The organism is Agromyces sp. GQ35 (assembly GCF_059758475.1).
This window is the reverse complement of record NZ_JCAXEO010000001.1, coordinates 1,863,948-1,879,408: the sequence shown is the minus strand read 5'-3', so window position 1 is coordinate 1,879,408 and position 15,461 is coordinate 1,863,948. Positions and strand designations below refer to the sequence as shown.

Here is a 15,461-nt window from a genome sequence, read left to right as displayed (position 1 = left end):
CCTCGTGAGCCATCGCTTAGGTTCGAACGAAACTTAGTTTGCTAAGTCAACAAAGTTATCAGACGACGACGTCGAACTCTCTGGAGGCAATGATGCAATCCATTCGCAAGACACTCGCTTCGGCGGGAATCTGCGCGGTCGCGCTCGCAGGGGTGCTCGTTCCGCTCCCGGCAGCCGCGGCCCCTCCAACAGGAGCCCTGCCGACGGTGAGCCCGACCCCGCAGTCGATGACGCGCGCCGGCTCCGACCTCAACGTGCCGGGCAGGGTCGAGGTCGTCGTCGATGCCAGCACCGATCCCAGCGCGCTGTCTGCCCTCCGCGAGACCCTGAGCGAGCACGGCGTCGACCGCATCGACGAGCGCGCACACCCCTCGGGCAGGGCGCCACTCACGATCGAACTCGGCGCGGCATCGAGAGCCGACATCGGCTCCTCACTCGGCGCCACCGAGGTGCCGGCCCATGCCGAGGGATACGCGGTGCGGGCCGACGCGTCCCGCGGGCCGCTCGGCACCATCACACTCGGCGGCGTCGATGCCGCCGGCCAGTTCTACGCGGTGCAGACGCTCGACCAGTTGTTCGTGCCGAAGGACGACGGCGGGTTCCGCGTGGCCGGAGCTTCGATCAGCGACTTCCCCTCGATGCCTCTTCGGGGCACCATCGAGGGATTCTACGGCGAGCCGTGGACCCACGAGGAACGACTCGACCAGCTCGAGTTCTACGGCGACGTCAAGGCGAACACTTACATCTACGCGCCGAAAGACGACCCCTATCACCGAGACCGCTGGCGCGAGCCGTACCCGGCCGACAAGCTGGCCGAACTCGGCGACCTCGTGCAGACCGCCACCGAGAACCACGTGCGATTCACCTTCGCCCTCTCCCCCGGCAACACCGTCTGCTACTCGAGCGATGCCGACTACCAGGCACTCGTGACCAAGCTGCAGCAGATGTACGACCTCGGGGTTCGCGCCTTCAACATCCCCCTCGACGACATCGACTACGGTCGCTGGCACTGCGACGCCGACCGCGCAGCGTTCGGCGCACCGAGCGCGACCACGGCCGGTGTCGCCCAGGCCGCGTTCCTCGACCGGGTCCAGAAGGAGTTCGTCGAGACGCACGACGGCGTGCACCCGCTGCAGATGGTGCCCACGGAGTACTACAACACGACCGACTCGGGCTACAAGACCGCTTTGCGCGGCATGGACGAAGACGTCGTCGTGATGTGGACCGGTGAAGGCGTCGTGCCGCAAGAAGTGACGGTCGACCAGGCTCAGAAGGCCGCCACCGTCTTCGGCGGCCCGACCTTCCTCTGGGACAACTACCCGGTCAACGATTACGGCCAGACCGCCGGGCGCCTGCTCCTCGCGCCCTACGACAAGCGCGAGGCCGGCCTCGGCGAGTACCTCTCGGGCATCGTCTCGAACCCCATGAACCAGGCCGCGGCCAGCAAGATCGCGATCTTCGGGGTGGCCGACTTCACCTGGAACGACCAGGCGTACGACGCGCAGCAGAACTGGTCGCAGGCGCTCGACTACATTGCCGGCGACGACGCCCCGACGAGCGCCGCGCTGCGGATCTTCGCCGACCTCAACCACCTCGCCCCGAGCTTCGGAGCACCCTGGCAGCCGCAATCGCCCGAACTCACCGCGCACATCTCGGAGTTCTGGGAGCGATGGGAGGCCGACGACAAGGCAGGAGCCGTCGCAGACCTCCGCGCCTACGCCCAATCCGTGGCCGACGCCCCCACGGCGATCCGCTCGGGTCCCACTGACCCGGCGTTCCTGTCGGACGCGAGCCCCTGGCTCGACGCGACCGCACTGTGGGGCCAGTCGACGGTGACCCTGCTCGACGCCGTGCAGGCACGGATCGACGGCGACGACACGACATCCGACGAACTCGCGACCTCGGCGAAGGCCACGGCGGCGCAGGCTGCAGCGGTGGTCGTCGACCCGGCCGAGAACACGTGGGGCAACGCCAAGGTGCGAATCGCCGACGGTGTGCTCGACGTCTTCCACGGCCGCATCGGGTTCACGCTCGACATGTGGGGCGCGGGCGACGTGGTCAACGTCGCACCCGCCGGCACGGCGTCGGCGTCGAGCACCGAGGTGCCTCGCTTCGGACCCGAGAACGTCAACGACGATGACCCGTCGACCCGCTGGGCCTCGGGGTACAGCGACGACTCCTGGGTGCAGGTGAAGCTCAGCGAGCCGACGGTCGTGCGGGGCATCACGGTCAACTGGGAGGCCGCCTGCGCGACCGCCTACGAACTGCAGACCTCGACGGATGGCACGACGTGGAAGACGGTTCGCACGGTCGACGACTCGACCTGCGCCCTCGACCTGTTCACGTTCCCCGAGGATGAGCCGGTGCAGTACGTGCGCATGCAGGGCATCGACCGCACGACCACCTGGGGCTACTCCATCTGGGAGCTCGGCGTGTACGCGGCCGGCTGATCGACGGCCCCACCCGAGGTGACCGGATGTCCCTCCGCTCGTGCCGAGCGGGGGGACTTCCGCGGTCTGCTGGTCGTCACGCCGTGCCAAGCGGCGCAGTTCAGCCGCGCGCATCCTCCAGGTGCGATGCGCCGTGGTTCAGTACCTTCACCACGAGGTTGTGCCGCTGCAGGGTTCGGATCGTACGTGCCGCCTCGTCGCGGTTGCGACCGAGGGCGTGCTCGTTCGCCACGACGAGCACGTCGCCGGCTCGCAGCGTGCCGAACAGCCGGCCGAGCCGCTGCTCCCAGGTTTCGGGCGCCTCGGGCGCCGGGTGCTTGAAGTCGAGGATCGCGACGCCGAAATCGGCCAGATCGTTGCGCTGCTCGACCACCGACGGCATGTCATCGCGCGCGACGACGAGGCCGACCAGGCGAGCCCCCTCGGGGCGTGCCTTCCACCAGTCGCGGTTGCGCTGCAGTTCCTCGAAGCACTCGGGGCAGTCGAGGGCGTGATGGCCGGGGCCATGCGGGGCGCGCGAAGCGCCCGGAATCGGCTTCGGCGCCGCGGCATCCGTCGTCGCGTCTGTACTCGGCTCACTCATGCTTGCCCCTTCACGTCGCAACCATTGTCGCGCTGATCGGGGCATGGTGCGAGCCGCGGCTCGGCGCTCCTCAATTCGCACCGAACAGTCCTGATGGCTGAGTCAACGGTGCGGATGGCGTACGATGGTTCGATGACGACCAGAACGTACGAAGATGCGTGCGGCATCGCCCGCACCCTCGACGTGATCGGCGAGCGATGGGCGCTCCTCGTCGTGCGCGAGCTCATCTTCGGACCCAAGCGGTTCACCGACCTGCGCGCGGGCCTGCGCGGCATCAGCCAGAACGTGCTCAGCCAGCGGCTCAAAGATCTCGAGACCGCGGGTGTGGTGCAGCGAACGCTCCTCGGACCGCCCGTGAGCAGCCAGGTGTACGAACTCACGCCGCACGGCCGTGCTCTCGAACCGGCGCTCGTGGCGATGTCGCGCTGGGGTGCGCTCACGCCTCCGCCGCCCGGCACCGAGATGAGCAACGACGCCTTCGCGCTCGCACTCAAGGCGCTCTTCGTGCCGGAACCCGGCCGGTTCACCGGCAGGGTTCGCCTGAAACTCGTGCGCGACGCGTTCGACATCGAGGTCGGTGACGACGCCATCGATGTCGCGCGTTCCTCGACGGCCGACCCCGCGATCGTCGTCGAAGCCTCGGAGTCCGTGCTTCGCGCCGTCATCTTCCGCCGGCGCACGCTCGACGACGCCCTCGAGGCGGGCGAGCTGCGCATTCACGGCGATGCGAAGCGGGCGGCGGCGTTCTTCCTCCGTTTCGCGCGGCCCGAGAACGGCACCGACGCCGGCGCCCACGCGAGCGCCGGCGCGACAGCCGACTGAGCCGAGCGCGCTGGCGGTCAGGCCTCGCCCGCGCCGACCGCCTCGAGATCGACCAGGGCGTCGAGACCGAGAAATGCGCCGTACCGGGCCGCGGCATCCGTGATCGCCGCGATCTCGCCCGATCGAAGTTCTCGGTGCGGCCGGATCTCGAAGGTGATGGCCTTCGGCGTGACGGTGCGCTTCATTCCCGCGACCAGCTGCCCGTCGACGAGGGCCATGCCGATCGCCGTCTCGCGGCCGCGCGGCACGACGCCGTCGGCATCCAACATCCAGCGGGAATCCTGGTAGCCGCGGTACATCTCGTCGAGCACCTGCAGCAGGTGGCCCGCCGGCGATGCCGCATCCGGGGCATCCCCCGGGGCGTGCCAGAAGGTGCGGTCGTCGTGCTCGAAGGAGGCGAGGCGGTCGGCGGCACCGGCGATGCCGCGACGCACGTCGGTCAGGGTGAGGGTGGCCCAGTACGCGAGGTCACGTTCGGTGGCCGGGCCGTGCGCGGCGAAGTAGCGCAGCGCGAGCTCGGTGAGTGCCTCGTCGCGGTCGAGCCGCCGCGGCTCGGGCACGCGATCGGCGAACAACGCGTAGGTGTGCTCGCCATCACGCGGTGCACCGCTGGTGACGAGCCCCTGCACCTCGAGAAAACCGAGCAGCAGCATCATCTGCTGTCCGGTGAGCTGCTCACCGCGTGCAGCGAGTGCGTCGGCGAGCTCGGCGCGAGGGCGATCGGATGCCTCGGCGAGCAGCTGCTCGACCGCGTCGGCGAGCGCGGTCATGCGATCGGCCAGCGGTTGCAGCTGCTGCGTGAACACCGGCAGCACGCGAGGCGAAGTGAGGTCCTGCAGCCACTGCAGGTCGTCGGCGTGCACGTAGTGCCAGGTCGAGCGCAACACATGGGTGCGCAGCACGCGACCGTCGGCGAGCTCCTTCGCCAGGTCGTCGCGGCGGGGCACCGTCGTTCGCGTCGCGACCGCCCACGCCGACTGGGGCGCGTTCTCGGCCTGCACGGCGACCAGCGACTGCACGACCTGTTCGGCCGACCCGACCGGTGCTGCGAGGTGCTGCGAATGCAGGCGCCAGCGGGCGATGTCGCGGTCGGTGATCACACGCAGCAGCGTACCCGGATCGCTCGTTCGCGACCCGCGACCCGCGCGGGCCGGCGGGCACCGGTCCGGACCCGCGTGCTCGCCTGCCACACTTTCCGTATGGAGACCCTCCCCGCGAATGCCCCAGTCGACCACTCCGCCGCCGCCGAGATGTGGGCGGAATATCGGGCCGCGCACCCCAACCGCGCGACCGACTCCGAGCCGCCGTCGGTCGAACAGTTCGGTGACCACCCTGCGCTCACCGACGAGCTCATCGACCTCGTGCTCGCTGGCACGAAGCGAGCGACGGCCGGGCTCGTGGCCGAGTTCGCCGCCGACGAGCAGCCGCTGCCTCGCGTCGGCAGCCACTGGATCGCGTGCGATTCCACCGGGCGCCCGCGCGCGGTGCTCCGCAGCCGGGAACTCCGCATCGCCGTGCTCGACGAGGTCGACGAGGCCTTCGCGCACGACGAGGGCGAAGGCGACCGCACCCTCGAGTCCTGGCGCGACGGGCACGTTCGCTACTGGAAGCGTTCAGCCGAGCGACTCGGCTTCGAGTGGACCGAGGAACACGAGATCGTGCTCGAGCGGTTCGAGGTCGCGTGGCCCGAGAACGCCGCGGGCTGAGGCGAGCGCCATGAATTCCGACGACTCCGCGGCACGCCGTATCCAGTTGACGCTGCACAAGCCCTGGTTCGCGCTCTACGCCGGCATCAGGCCGACCCTCGTCATCGCCGGGCGGGGCCAGCCGGCCCAGTGGGGCATCGGAACCTGGCAGGTGCCTGCCGACGAGACGGTGACCGTCGGGGTCTACCTCTTCAACCGCATGTGGCGCTTCGGCCGCGCCGAGTTCACGCTCGAGCCGAGTCATCCGCCGGCGCTCGTCTACCGAGCACCGGCACTGCCGTTTCTCGCCGGTCGCATTCGTACGGACGCCGATCGTCACCCGGTTTCGCCTCGTAGCACGACGTGAGCCGGACTACGATCGCGCAATACGTTGCTCACAGCCAACCGCGGTCGCGGGCGACGGTGAGCGCCTCGAGCCGGTTGCGTGCGCCGAGCTTGCCGATCGCGCTCGAGAGGTAGTTGCGCACGGTGCTCGGCGAGAGGAACAGCTGCTCCGCGATATCGGCGATCGTGGCCCCCGCAGCCGATGCTCGGAGCACGTCGGCTTCGCGCTCGGTGAGTGGGTTGTTACTGGATCCGAGGGCTTCGGCCGCCAGCTGGGGATCGACCACCCGCTCGCCTGCACGCACGCGCCGGATCGCCTCGGCGAGCTGTTCGACCGGATGATCCTTCACCAGGAACCCGCGTGCCCCCGCGGCGAGCGCCCGCGCGAGATACCCGGGTCTGCCGAACGTGGTCACCACGACCACGTCGCAGCCAGGCACCGCCTCGAGCACCGGCGTGATCAGGTCGAGGCCGCTGCGCCCCGGCAACTCGATATCGAGCAGCACCACGTCGGGACGCAGGCGCCCTGCCGCAGCGATCACCTCATCACCGCGCTCCACTCCGCCGATGACGGTGAGGTCGGGCTCGAGGTCGAGCAGGGTCGTGAGCGCCGAGCGCATCATGCCCTGGTCTTCGGCGATGAGGATCGTCGTCGGCACGCTCACCTGCGCGACTCCGATGCGAGCGGGATCGCTGCGGTGAGGCGGAACCGCGAACCCGACACCTCGACGGCGAACAAACCGCCGGCGGCCTCGATACGTTCGCGAAGGCCCTCGAGTCCGCTCCCGGCGGGCGCCGACGGCGCGTACGCTGCGCCATCCGGCGCCTGACTCGGGCCGTCGTCGGCGACCTCGATGCGGGCGACACCCTGCGTCGCCGTCACCTCGATGCTGCAGCGACGGGCAGCCGAGTGGCGCAGCACATTCGTCGTTCCCTCGCGCACGACCCAGCCGAGGATCGCGTCCACGGTGATCGGGAGCGCTCCGGGCGGCGCAGCGATTGAGGTCGCGATACCGGCATCCTCCAGGGCGCGGCGCGCGTTCGCGATCTCCTCGACGAGGCTGACCGATCGAGAGCCGGCGACCACCGATCGCACCTCGCCGAGCGCGTCGCGCGCGATCGTTTCGACTTCGGTGATGTGGCTCTCCGCGGCATCCGGATCGCGGGTCATGAGGCGGCGGGCCGCCTCGGACTTCACGGCGATGACCGAGAGGGAGTGCCCGAGCAGGTCGTGCAGGTCGCGGGAGAAGCGCAGTCGCTCCTCGCCGACCGCGGCGACCGCGAGACGCTCGCGCGTGCGGTCGAGCTCTCGAACCAGCGCCAGGTAGTACTGCACGAGGAAGTTGCCGGCACCGCCCGCGAAGGCGGAGAACCCGACGAGCACCGCCGCTTCGAGCGACCCCGTCTCGAAGCCCACGGCCCATGCCCCGCTCACCGAGATGGCGCCGACGATGCCCATGGCCCAACGCCGGCGGATCGCGAGCGATGCGGCGACCGCGAGGAGCGGGAAGAGCAGCGCCTCGCTCGTGCGCCACACCACCAGGTAGCCGGTGCAGAGCGCGAGGAGCGCGACGAACACGAGCTCGGTCACGGCGGTCGGCCGGCGGCGCGAGCCGAACGGCAACGAGACCGCGACGCCGAACGCCGCGCCGACGAGCAGGAGGTAGACGGATCGCGCCCAGTCACCTGTGCCGATCGCCGCCACGAGCGGGGCGACGAGCAGCACCGGGGCCGCGATGAGCGACAGCCAGGGCCCCGGCCGGTAAGCGAGCCAGTTCGCCGGCCGCATCAGCGTGTCCAGGTGGTCGTCGATTGTCGTCATCGTGTCACTCGTCCTGAGCCAGTGCTCCCGATCGGGGTGCATTCGCGTGGCCAATCTACGTCATCGCCCCTCATTGTCGCGGGGCGAGCGGCGCGCCGCGAGCGGAAGCCCGATCACGAGCGTCGCCCCGGTCACGAGGTGCATCATGAGGAGCACGGTGAGCACGGCTCCGACCGCGCCCGTCATGAGCGGACCGAGCAGCGAGAGCGCGAGCAGCGCCCAGCCGACGATCGCGAAGATGCGGCCGCCGTGGGTGGTGGAGCGCTCGAGCAGGGCGAGCACGCCCCACGCGCCGATTCCGCCCAGAAGCCCGGCGATCACGACGGATGCGGGCGTCACGGTCTGCGCGGGCGCGGCCGACCCCGCCGTGAGGTCGATGCCGGCGACTGGCACGGCGATCGCCCACACGAGGAGCGGCAAGGCCACCCCTGCCACGACGGTCGCCAGCCTCCCGAAGCGGCGACGGCGCGCGCTTGCGGCATCCCCGCTGCCGCGGCGGAGCGCGTTCGCGCTCGCATCCGCGTTCGCGTTCGTGCGTGAATCGGTCGTGGTCCAAGGTGTATCGGGTATGGTCATGTCATTCATGACCTCGACGCTATGAGCGGTGCAACTCGCTCGGCAGAGTCGGAAGTCACGACCTCGACGGGACGAATGTCCTGACGGCCTCCTCGGCAAGGCGATCCGGATCGGGCGGCCTCTGCAGCAGGCGCCGGATGGGTCGGAGCGCCATCTCCACGCTGAGCAGCCGCATCGCCACATCGCGCGCGACCGCCAGCGCACGGCTCCGGCGGAACATCAGCCGCGCGAGCACCCGCGAGTTGTCCTGCGCCGCATGGACCCGCGGCCGCTGCGCCGCCTCCCAACGCGCGAGCAGCGGCCCGAGGCCGGATGCAGCGGGCAGATGCCGGAGCATGCATGCGAGCACCCAGGACGACTCGAGCGCCATGCCGGCGCCGATGCCCGCGGTGGGCAGGAATCCGGCGGCTGCGTCGCCGAGCAGCACCGTGCGTGCCGTGGCCCAGCGCGCGACGCGCCCGTCGTCGAGCTGCCAGCGGTACGGGTCGGATGCCTCCGCGACCGCGCCGAGGGCGGCATCGATGCGCGGCGAGCCCGCGCGAAGTGCCCGACGGACCGTGTCGACGAACACCCTCGGGCCGGCGCGGAGGTCCTCGTCGGGGCCGCCGAGGAAGACGCCGATGCGCCCCTTGACGGGGTAGGCGCCGAGCATGAACCCCGCGCCCCAGAGTTCTTCGCCGAGGTCGGTCGCGGCGTCGGCATCCGTCCAGACGACCCAGCCGCTCCACCCGGTGTCGACGACGTCGATGGGTCCGCTGCCGCGAATCAGGTCTCGCGTGGTCGAGCGGATGCCGTCGGCCACGATCACCAGATCGAATTCGTAGGCCCGTTCGACCCCCGCGGTCGACAGCGTCACCTCGACCGCGTCGAGTCGCTCGTCGAGCGCGGAGACCGTCGTCTCGAACGCCGCATCGCACCCGCCGTCGGCGAGCACCTCCAGCAGCGGACCGCGGCCGATGCCGCGGTAGTCTCCGTATCGGTCGAGGATGGCGCCCATCGAATCCGTGCGCACGGCACGGCCGGTGTGCGACCGGAATCGGAAGCGACCGAGCTCGACGCTCTCGTCGAGATAGCGACGCCGGACGCCGAGGTCGTCCATCAGGGGGTCGACCATCGGCATGAGCGCGAGCATGTACCCGGGCGGACGCTCGTCGCCCGACCATTCGATGAGCACGGGATGCCGGCCGTCTCGTCGCAGCAGCTGCGCCACCGCGATTCCGGCGATGCCTGCACCCACGACGAGCACCCGCAACGGGTCGTCGGCCGCGCGCGCGTACTGCGCCTCGACCGTCTCGTTTCGAAGGGTCATTCGCTTCTCCTCTCAGCACCCGTGGACCAGGTGGTCCAATCACGATAGCTCACCATGGACCACCCGGTCCACGCCCTTGGTAGGGTGATTCTCATGACCACCGCCGACCTCGATCGCATGCCGGCTGAACGGCGCGACCGACTCGTGCGCGAGGCCTCGCGCGAGTTCGCCCGAGCCGGGTACGACCAGGCGTCGCTGAATCGCATCATCCGCGCGTGCGGCCTCAGCAAGAGCTCGTTCTACCACTTCGTCGCCTCGAAGCAGGCGCTGTTCGACCTCGTCGTCGATGCGCTCAGCAGCGGCGTCGCGGCACAGCTGCGCGTCCCGAGCCCTGAGGAATTCGGTGGCTCCGGGTTCTGGCAGACGGCCGCGCAGCTGCAGCACCGCCTCATCGAGACGGTCGCGACGGATGCCTCGTTCACGACCCTGGGGCGCATCTTCTACCTGAGCGACGTCCCGGCGGACGTGCACTCGCCGGTGCAGTCGATCTTCCGCGCCGTGGAGGCGTGGCTGCGCGAGGTGCTCCTCGTCGGCCGCCGTGACGGAACCGTGCGCGACGACCTGCCTGCCGAGCTGCAGGCCCGGCTCGTCCTGGCCACGCTGCGAACGCTCGACGAGTGGGGCGTCGCCCACGTCGACGACCTCGACGCCGCCGGGATGCGCGAGCTCGCCGAGGCGCAGCTCGCGCTGCTGCGACGCATGCTCTCGAGCGAGCCGTCCTCAGCGAGATGACGGCGCGCTCCTCACCCGCCGCGCTACAGCCCTTCGGCGATCTGCTTGATCGCCGCGAGACGGCGATCCCACTCGGCGCCGATCGACTCGAGCCGGCGAGCGGTGTCGCTCAGCTGCGAACCGATCACCCGGTACCGCACCTCGCGCCCCACGCGAATCGGTTCCACGAGACCGACCTCCTGCAACACCGTGAGGTGCTTCGCGATCGCCTGCCGCGTGACCGGGAGGCGCCCGGCGAGGGCCGACGCCGACGCGTCGCCCTCGCCGAGAGCGGCCAGGATGCTCCACCGGGTCTCGTCTCCGAGTGCGGCGAACACCGGAACCAGCGTGCCCGTGGTCACGCGTCGCCCTCCAGCAGGGCGACGAGCTTGTCGAGTTCGACGACCCAGCCCTCTGCGTGGCTCGACATGTTGGCGGCCGGGTCGAGTGTGCGGTCGAATCCGGTCTCCACGACGGTGAGCTGCGTGCCCTCCGGCACGGGCTCGAGCGTGAAGGTGAAGACCGTCGAGCGGTCGTCGAGGGCATCGGGCCGGTGGTCGGCGGCATCGTCGTTGCCCCAGCGGTACGAGACCATGCGCGGGGCATCCACCGCCTCGACGCGCAGCGGCACGCTGCCGTAGTCGGGGAACGTGATGGTGCCGGATGCCCCGGCCCCCGTTCCATCGAGCACCGTGAGCCCGAACCACTTGGAGATGTGCCGGGGGTCGGTGACGGCGGTCCACACCTTGTCGGCGGGCGCAGCGATGCGAATCGTGCGCCGAACGGTGAAGGTGCCCTCGTCGATGACGGATGCCTCGTTGTCGGTCATAGTCACAATGATCTTCCTTTCCTGGGGTGCCTGCAGCTATTGGGTTGCCACAGGTTCTGGCGCGGCGATGGCCGCAGGCTTGAGGAATCCGGTCGCCCAGGCGGCGGCGATCGAGATCGCCGCGACGACCGCGCCGGTGATGACCGCCGCGGGAATGCCGTTGAGGTCGATGGCCGCTCCCCCGGCGAATGCTCCTCCGGCGATTCCGAGGTTGACCGCGGATGCCGGAAGAGAGGCGGCCAGCGGTGCGCCGGGTCCGGCGAGACTCACGACCCGGTGCTGGAGCGATGGGCCGGTCGCCATGCCGAAGAGCCCGATGCCGATCACGGCGAGCGCGACGACGATCGGGCTGCCTCCGAAGGCGACCATCACGAGGAGCGAGACCGTCACGCCGGCCGCGCCCACGATCAGGGCGCGAGTGGCATTCGCGTCGGCGAAGCGGCCGCCGATGAAGGAGCCCGCCGTCGTCGCCACTCCGTAGGCCAGCAGGTACGCGCCGACGACGGGGCCCGAGACATCCGTCACCTCGGCGAGGAACGGCACCAGGTAGGTGAGGGCCGACTGGATGGCGACGAAGATGAGCGCCGCCAGGCCGAGCACGGCGAGGACGCGCGGAGCGAAGGCGAATCGGGCCTGGCCGACCGCCCCGTTCTCGCGCGGTGTCGGCACCGACGGCAGCCCCCAGGCGGCGACGACGAGAATCACCAGCGCGACCGCGACGACCGCGGTGAACGAGCCGCGCCAACCCACCGCCTGCCCGAGCAGGGTGCCGAGCGGTAGTCCGAGCGCGCTCGCCGAGGCGAATCCCGTAATGACGACGGCCATCGCACGGCCCGCTCGCTCCGGCGGCACGATCGTGGTCGCGGTGACCATGGCTGCCGCGATGAACAGCCCCTGGGCCGCGCCGATCACCACTCGGGCGACGAGGAACGTCGAGTAGTCGGCGCCGAATGCCGGCAGGAGGTTCGCCAGCAGGAAGACGACCACGGTGGCGAGCAGCACCCCCCGCCGGTCGAATCGCGTCGTCAGGAACGTCAGCAGCGGACCGCCGATCGCGAGCCCGAGTGCGTTGGCGGTCACGAGAGCGCCCGCAGCGGGAACCGTGACGACGAGGTCGGTGGCGATCAGGTCGATCATGCCCACGACGAGCATCTCGGCGCAGCCCATGACGAACGCGCCGGCGAACAGCACGGCGAGCACGAGCGTGGGGTGGGGCGGCGTACGGACGGCGGTCATCTCTCTCTCCTTCGCTTCATGCAACTTCATGGTTGCATGTCGCGAGCCTCACTGCAACCCTGAGATTGCACATCGGATGCCGCATGCACGAGACGCTCGGCCAGACGACGTAGGGTCGAGTCACCGCCGCCCCGCCTCGAGAGGAGAACGCCTGCCATGAGCAGCGATGCAGCCCTGGATGTCTTCGACCGACGAGAGTCCGAAGTCCGCGGATACATCCGCGCGTTCCCCACGGTCTTCGACCAGGCGACGGGTTCCACGCTCGTCGACGTCGACGGCCGCGAATACCTCGACTTCTTCGCCGGGGCGGGCGTGCTGAACTACGGGCACAACAATCCGGCGTTCACGCGCGCACTCATCGAGTACCTCGAGCACGACGGCATCATCCACGGCCTCGACATGGCCACCTCGGCGAAGAAGGCGTTCATCGAGACCTTCGAGCGCCTCGTGCTCGAACCCCGCGGCCTCGACTACAAGCTGCAGTTCACCGGCCCCACCGGCGCGAACGCCGTCGAGGCGGCGCTCAAGGTCGCCCGTCAAGCCACCGGCCGCTCGACCATCGTCGCGTTCACGAACGCCTTCCACGGCCTGAGCCTCGGCGCCCTCGCCGCGACCGGCAACAGCCACTACCGCAGCGCGGCGGGTGTCGGCCTCGACGACGTCGTGCGCCTGCCCTACGACGGTTACCTCGGAGCGGAGGTCGACACGCTCGACCTGCTCGAGAAGATGCTCGACGATCCCGGATCGGGCCTCGACCTGCCCGCCGCCGTCATCGTCGAAGCGGTGCAGGGCGAGGGCGGCATCAACGTCGCGAGCGCGCCGTGGCTGCGCCGTCTCCGCGAGATCACGGCGGCCCGGGGCATCCTGCTGATCCTCGATGACATCCAGGCCGGAGTCGGCCGCACCGGCGCGTTCTTCGCGTTCGAAGAGGCCGGCATCGTGCCCGACCTCGTCACCCTCTCGAAGTCGATCTCGGGCTCGGGCCTGCCGATGTCGCTCGTGCTGCTGCGGCCCGAGGTCGACGTGTGGAAGCCCGGCCAGCACACCGGCACCTTCCGCGGCAACAACCTCGCCTTCGTCTCGGCGCGCGCCGCGCTCGAGAACTACTGGACCGACTCCGCATTCACCGACGCGATCGCCGCGAAGTCACGGATGCTGCGCGCCGAACTCGAGGGCGTCGCCGCCGATCACCCCGAGCAGGGCTTCGTCGTGCGCGGCCGCGGCCTCATGTTCGGCCTGGCGTGCGACGCCGACCGCGGGCTCGCGAGCCGCATCTCGGCCGAGGCCTTCACGCGCGGACTCGTGATCGAGACCTCGGGCGCGCACGACGAGGTGCTGAAGTTCCTCCCGGCGCTGACGATCTCCGACGACGAGCTCGGGCGCGGTCTCGACATCGTGCGCAAGAGCCTCGACGCGGTGCTCGCGGGCTGAGCCCGAACCCGCCGGCCGACGCCGGTCGCGCACACCCACCACATTCAGCGCGAGCGCGCCTCCCAGGCGCCAGCCGCCGAAGCACGGCACAGGCGGTCGCGCACCCAGCCCGCTGCATCCGCCTGGGCCAGCTCGCCGCTGCTGATGGCACGAGCGAACTCGATCGCCGCTTCGCTCAGCCGTCCGTCGGCGCTGTCTGGGCCGTCGCGAAGCACGGCGACGGTGAGCCAGCGGGTCAGCCGGCCACCGAGGCGAACTGCGACGGCCACCGTGCCGGCGAAGTGCCTCGCCTGCCCGTCGGTCTCGTCGTCGACCGCTGCCCGGAATCCACGCCCACGCAGCCGGTTCCGGCCGCCGCCGGCGGCATCGAACAACCAGAGCGCTCCACGCCGGACTCCCGCCAGACGGCCGAGTTCTTTGAGGAACCGCCGATTCGAATGTCCTCGCTCGGCGAGGCGCTCGATCGACTCAGCGAGGGCGGCGCACGCATCCATCCCCTCACTGTATGCGGCGGTCGGCGGCGCTCGACGCCCGCCGGCCGCCCGGCGCCTCAGCTCGAGGGAATCAGACGCCGATCCCGGAGGTCTTGGAAGATCCGCAGGAACATGGCCTCGGTGTCGACGTACTCGTGAAAGCCGGCCCGCCTCGACTTGGAGGTGTCGGCGATCACGTCGTAGTCCCAGCCGAACACGAAGTCGCCGAAGCGCCACGACGAGACATCCTCGTACGGCGTTGCGACGAGCCCGTGCCGTTCGACCATCTCACCCCACAGCCCAGCCTTGTCGGCCATCACCTCGGTGAGGCTCATCGGCAACGGCGGCGCGACCTCGAGGTCGAAGAACTTCGCGATCTTCGGCCACATGGAAGACCACCGGAACATGTCGCCGTTCGTGATGTTGTAGGCCTGGTTGCGACTGTCGGGACTCGTGGCCGCCCAGACGGTGGCCTTCGCGAGCAGATCCGCGTCGGTCATCTCGATCAGGCTCGTGTACGCGCCCGGCTTCCCGGGAAAGCGGAACGGAACGCCCAGTTCCTTGCTCATCGAGGCGTAGACGGCGATGACCATCGCGAGGTTCATCGGATTGCCGAGGCCCACGCCTGCAACCACCGACGGGCGCAGCGCCGACCACGACCACGTCGCCGACACCTGGCGCCGCTCGAGGAACTGCTGCTGATCGACGTTGAACTCGGGCGGCATGTGCGGTGGGTCGTCCTCCTTCGCCGGGGTCGCGAACGCACCGAGGTGCGCACCGTAGACCTTGTAGCCCTGCATCAGGCTGATGTGCTCGAGTGCCGGCGCGATCGGCTCGATCGCATCGACGACGTTGGTCAGCATGGCCAGGTTCGGGGCGACCAACTCCGCCCAGCCGGTGCGGTCCTGGTACGCGGCGTAGAACACGTGCGTGACCTCTGCCAGATCGGCGCCCGCGAGCGTCGAAGCGGTCGACTCACGGTCGAGCAGGTCGACGGCGAGGTGCCGCACCGGGCCGGCGTCGAGACCGCCGCGACGCGAGAGTCCGACGACGTTCCAGCCCCCGATCCGCTCGAGATGGTCGATGAGGTTGCTCCCGATCACTCCGCGTGCCCCGACCACCAGTGCTGTTCTCGTCATTTCGACTCCATCGCTAAATCGTGTTTTACCGATCCAAGATGTACCACATC

At 69.9% G+C, this 15,461-nt stretch carries 17 protein-coding genes; 6 read left to right on the top strand and 11 right to left on the bottom strand.

What is annotated here, in order from left to right; all coding sequences use genetic code 11:
- The first annotated feature begins 92 nt into the window (after nt 1-92).
- Nucleotides 93-2,450: a glycoside hydrolase family 84 protein gene (locus AC6CH0_RS08680; protein ID WP_498099752.1), complete on the top strand. Its 2,358-nt coding sequence runs from the start codon at nt 93-95 to the stop codon at nt 2,448-2,450.
- Nucleotides 2,451-2,550: 100 nt separating this feature from the next.
- On the opposite strand, the gene AC6CH0_RS08675 is transcribed toward AC6CH0_RS08680, so the two are convergent.
- Nucleotides 2,551-3,033 carry a recombinase family protein gene (locus tag AC6CH0_RS08675; protein WP_498099750.1) on the bottom strand — a complete coding sequence of 161 codons (483 nt, stop codon included), beginning with the start codon at nt 3,031-3,033 and terminating at the stop codon, nt 2,551-2,553.
- A gap of 132 nt (nt 3,034-3,165) precedes the next feature.
- Here AC6CH0_RS08675 and AC6CH0_RS08670 point away from each other — a divergent pair, with 132 nt between their 5' ends.
- Nucleotides 3,166-3,855, top strand: a complete 690-nt coding sequence (locus AC6CH0_RS08670) for a winged helix-turn-helix transcriptional regulator (RefSeq protein ID WP_498099748.1) — start codon at nt 3,166-3,168, stop codon at nt 3,853-3,855.
- 17 nt (nt 3,856-3,872) lie between these two features.
- Here the strand turns inward: AC6CH0_RS08670 and AC6CH0_RS08665 are convergent, their stop codons facing one another.
- Entirely contained in the window at nt 3,873-4,955 is a 1,083-nt protein-coding gene (locus AC6CH0_RS08665; protein WP_498099746.1) for a winged helix DNA-binding domain-containing protein, read from the bottom strand.
- A gap of 99 nt (nt 4,956-5,054) precedes the next feature.
- Between AC6CH0_RS08665 and AC6CH0_RS08660 the strand changes: the two genes are divergently transcribed.
- Together AC6CH0_RS08660 and AC6CH0_RS08655 are read left to right on the top strand one after the other, a co-directional pair.
- Complete coding sequence (locus AC6CH0_RS08660; RefSeq protein ID WP_498099744.1) at nt 5,055-5,561, top strand: ASCH domain-containing protein; 507 nt, start codon at nt 5,055-5,057, stop codon at nt 5,559-5,561.
- 10 nt (nt 5,562-5,571) lie between these two features.
- A complete protein-coding gene (locus tag AC6CH0_RS08655; RefSeq protein WP_498099742.1) occupies nt 5,572-5,907 on the top strand; it encodes a hypothetical protein in 336 nt (111 codons plus the stop codon).
- A gap of 28 nt (nt 5,908-5,935) precedes the next feature.
- Here the strand turns inward: AC6CH0_RS08655 and AC6CH0_RS08650 are convergent, their stop codons facing one another.
- The 4 genes from AC6CH0_RS08650 to AC6CH0_RS08635 are packed head-to-tail and all read right to left on the bottom strand — an operon-like array spanning nt 5,936 to nt 9,592.
- Entirely contained in the window at nt 5,936-6,550 is a 615-nt protein-coding gene (locus tag AC6CH0_RS08650) for a response regulator transcription factor (protein WP_498099740.1), read from the bottom strand.
- Nucleotides 6,547-7,707 (bottom strand): sensor histidine kinase, encoded by a 1,161-nt coding sequence (locus AC6CH0_RS08645; protein ID WP_498099738.1) that lies wholly within the window; start codon nt 7,705-7,707, stop codon nt 6,547-6,549. Before AC6CH0_RS08645 ends, AC6CH0_RS08650 begins: the two co-directional genes overlap by 4 nt.
- Before the next feature lie 60 nt (nt 7,708-7,767).
- Complete coding sequence (locus AC6CH0_RS08640) at nt 7,768-8,292, bottom strand: DUF6069 family protein (protein ID WP_498099736.1); 525 nt, start codon at nt 8,290-8,292, stop codon at nt 7,768-7,770.
- 46 nt (nt 8,293-8,338) lie between these two features.
- The gene (locus AC6CH0_RS08635; RefSeq protein ID WP_498099734.1) at nt 8,339-9,592 is read right to left on the bottom strand and encodes an FAD-dependent oxidoreductase; all 1,254 of its coding nucleotides are present in this window, start codon (nt 9,590-9,592) and stop codon (nt 8,339-8,341) included.
- Nucleotides 9,593-9,685: 93 nt separating this feature from the next.
- Here AC6CH0_RS08635 and AC6CH0_RS08630 point away from each other — a divergent pair, with 93 nt between their 5' ends.
- A complete protein-coding gene (locus AC6CH0_RS08630; RefSeq protein WP_498099732.1) occupies nt 9,686-10,324 on the top strand; it encodes a TetR/AcrR family transcriptional regulator in 639 nt (212 codons plus the stop codon).
- Between the two features lie 23 nt (nt 10,325-10,347).
- On the opposite strand, the gene AC6CH0_RS08625 is transcribed toward AC6CH0_RS08630, so the two are convergent.
- Genes AC6CH0_RS08625 through AC6CH0_RS08615 form a run of 3 tightly spaced genes read right to left on the bottom strand, consistent with a single transcriptional unit; the run spans nt 10,348 to nt 12,368 of the window.
- On the bottom strand, nt 10,348-10,665 hold the full coding sequence (locus AC6CH0_RS08625) for an ArsR/SmtB family transcription factor (protein WP_498099730.1): 318 nt from the start codon (nt 10,663-10,665) through the stop codon (nt 10,348-10,350).
- A complete protein-coding gene (locus AC6CH0_RS08620) occupies nt 10,662-11,132 on the bottom strand; it encodes an SRPBCC family protein (protein WP_498099728.1) in 471 nt (156 codons plus the stop codon). Before AC6CH0_RS08620 ends, AC6CH0_RS08625 begins: the two co-directional genes overlap by 4 nt.
- Before the next feature lie 36 nt (nt 11,133-11,168).
- Nucleotides 11,169-12,368: an MFS transporter gene (locus tag AC6CH0_RS08615; protein WP_498099726.1), complete on the bottom strand. Its 1,200-nt coding sequence runs from the start codon at nt 12,366-12,368 to the stop codon at nt 11,169-11,171.
- A 156-nt stretch (nt 12,369-12,524) separates the two neighbouring features.
- Here AC6CH0_RS08615 and ectB point away from each other — a divergent pair, with 156 nt between their 5' ends.
- Nucleotides 12,525-13,799 (top strand): diaminobutyrate--2-oxoglutarate transaminase, encoded by a 1,275-nt coding sequence (gene ectB / locus AC6CH0_RS08610; protein ID WP_498099724.1) that lies wholly within the window; start codon nt 12,525-12,527, stop codon nt 13,797-13,799.
- Nucleotides 13,800-13,843: 44 nt separating this feature from the next.
- Here ectB and AC6CH0_RS08605 read toward each other — a convergent pair whose 3' ends face one another.
- Nucleotides 13,844-14,293, bottom strand: coding sequence for a hypothetical protein (locus AC6CH0_RS08605; RefSeq protein WP_498099722.1), 450 nt, complete (start codon nt 14,291-14,293; stop codon nt 13,844-13,846).
- 56 nt (nt 14,294-14,349) lie between these two features.
- Nucleotides 14,350-15,411, bottom strand: a complete 1,062-nt coding sequence (locus AC6CH0_RS08600; protein ID WP_498099720.1) for an SDR family oxidoreductase — start codon at nt 15,409-15,411, stop codon at nt 14,350-14,352.
- Between the last annotated feature and the right edge of the window lie 50 nt (nt 15,412-15,461).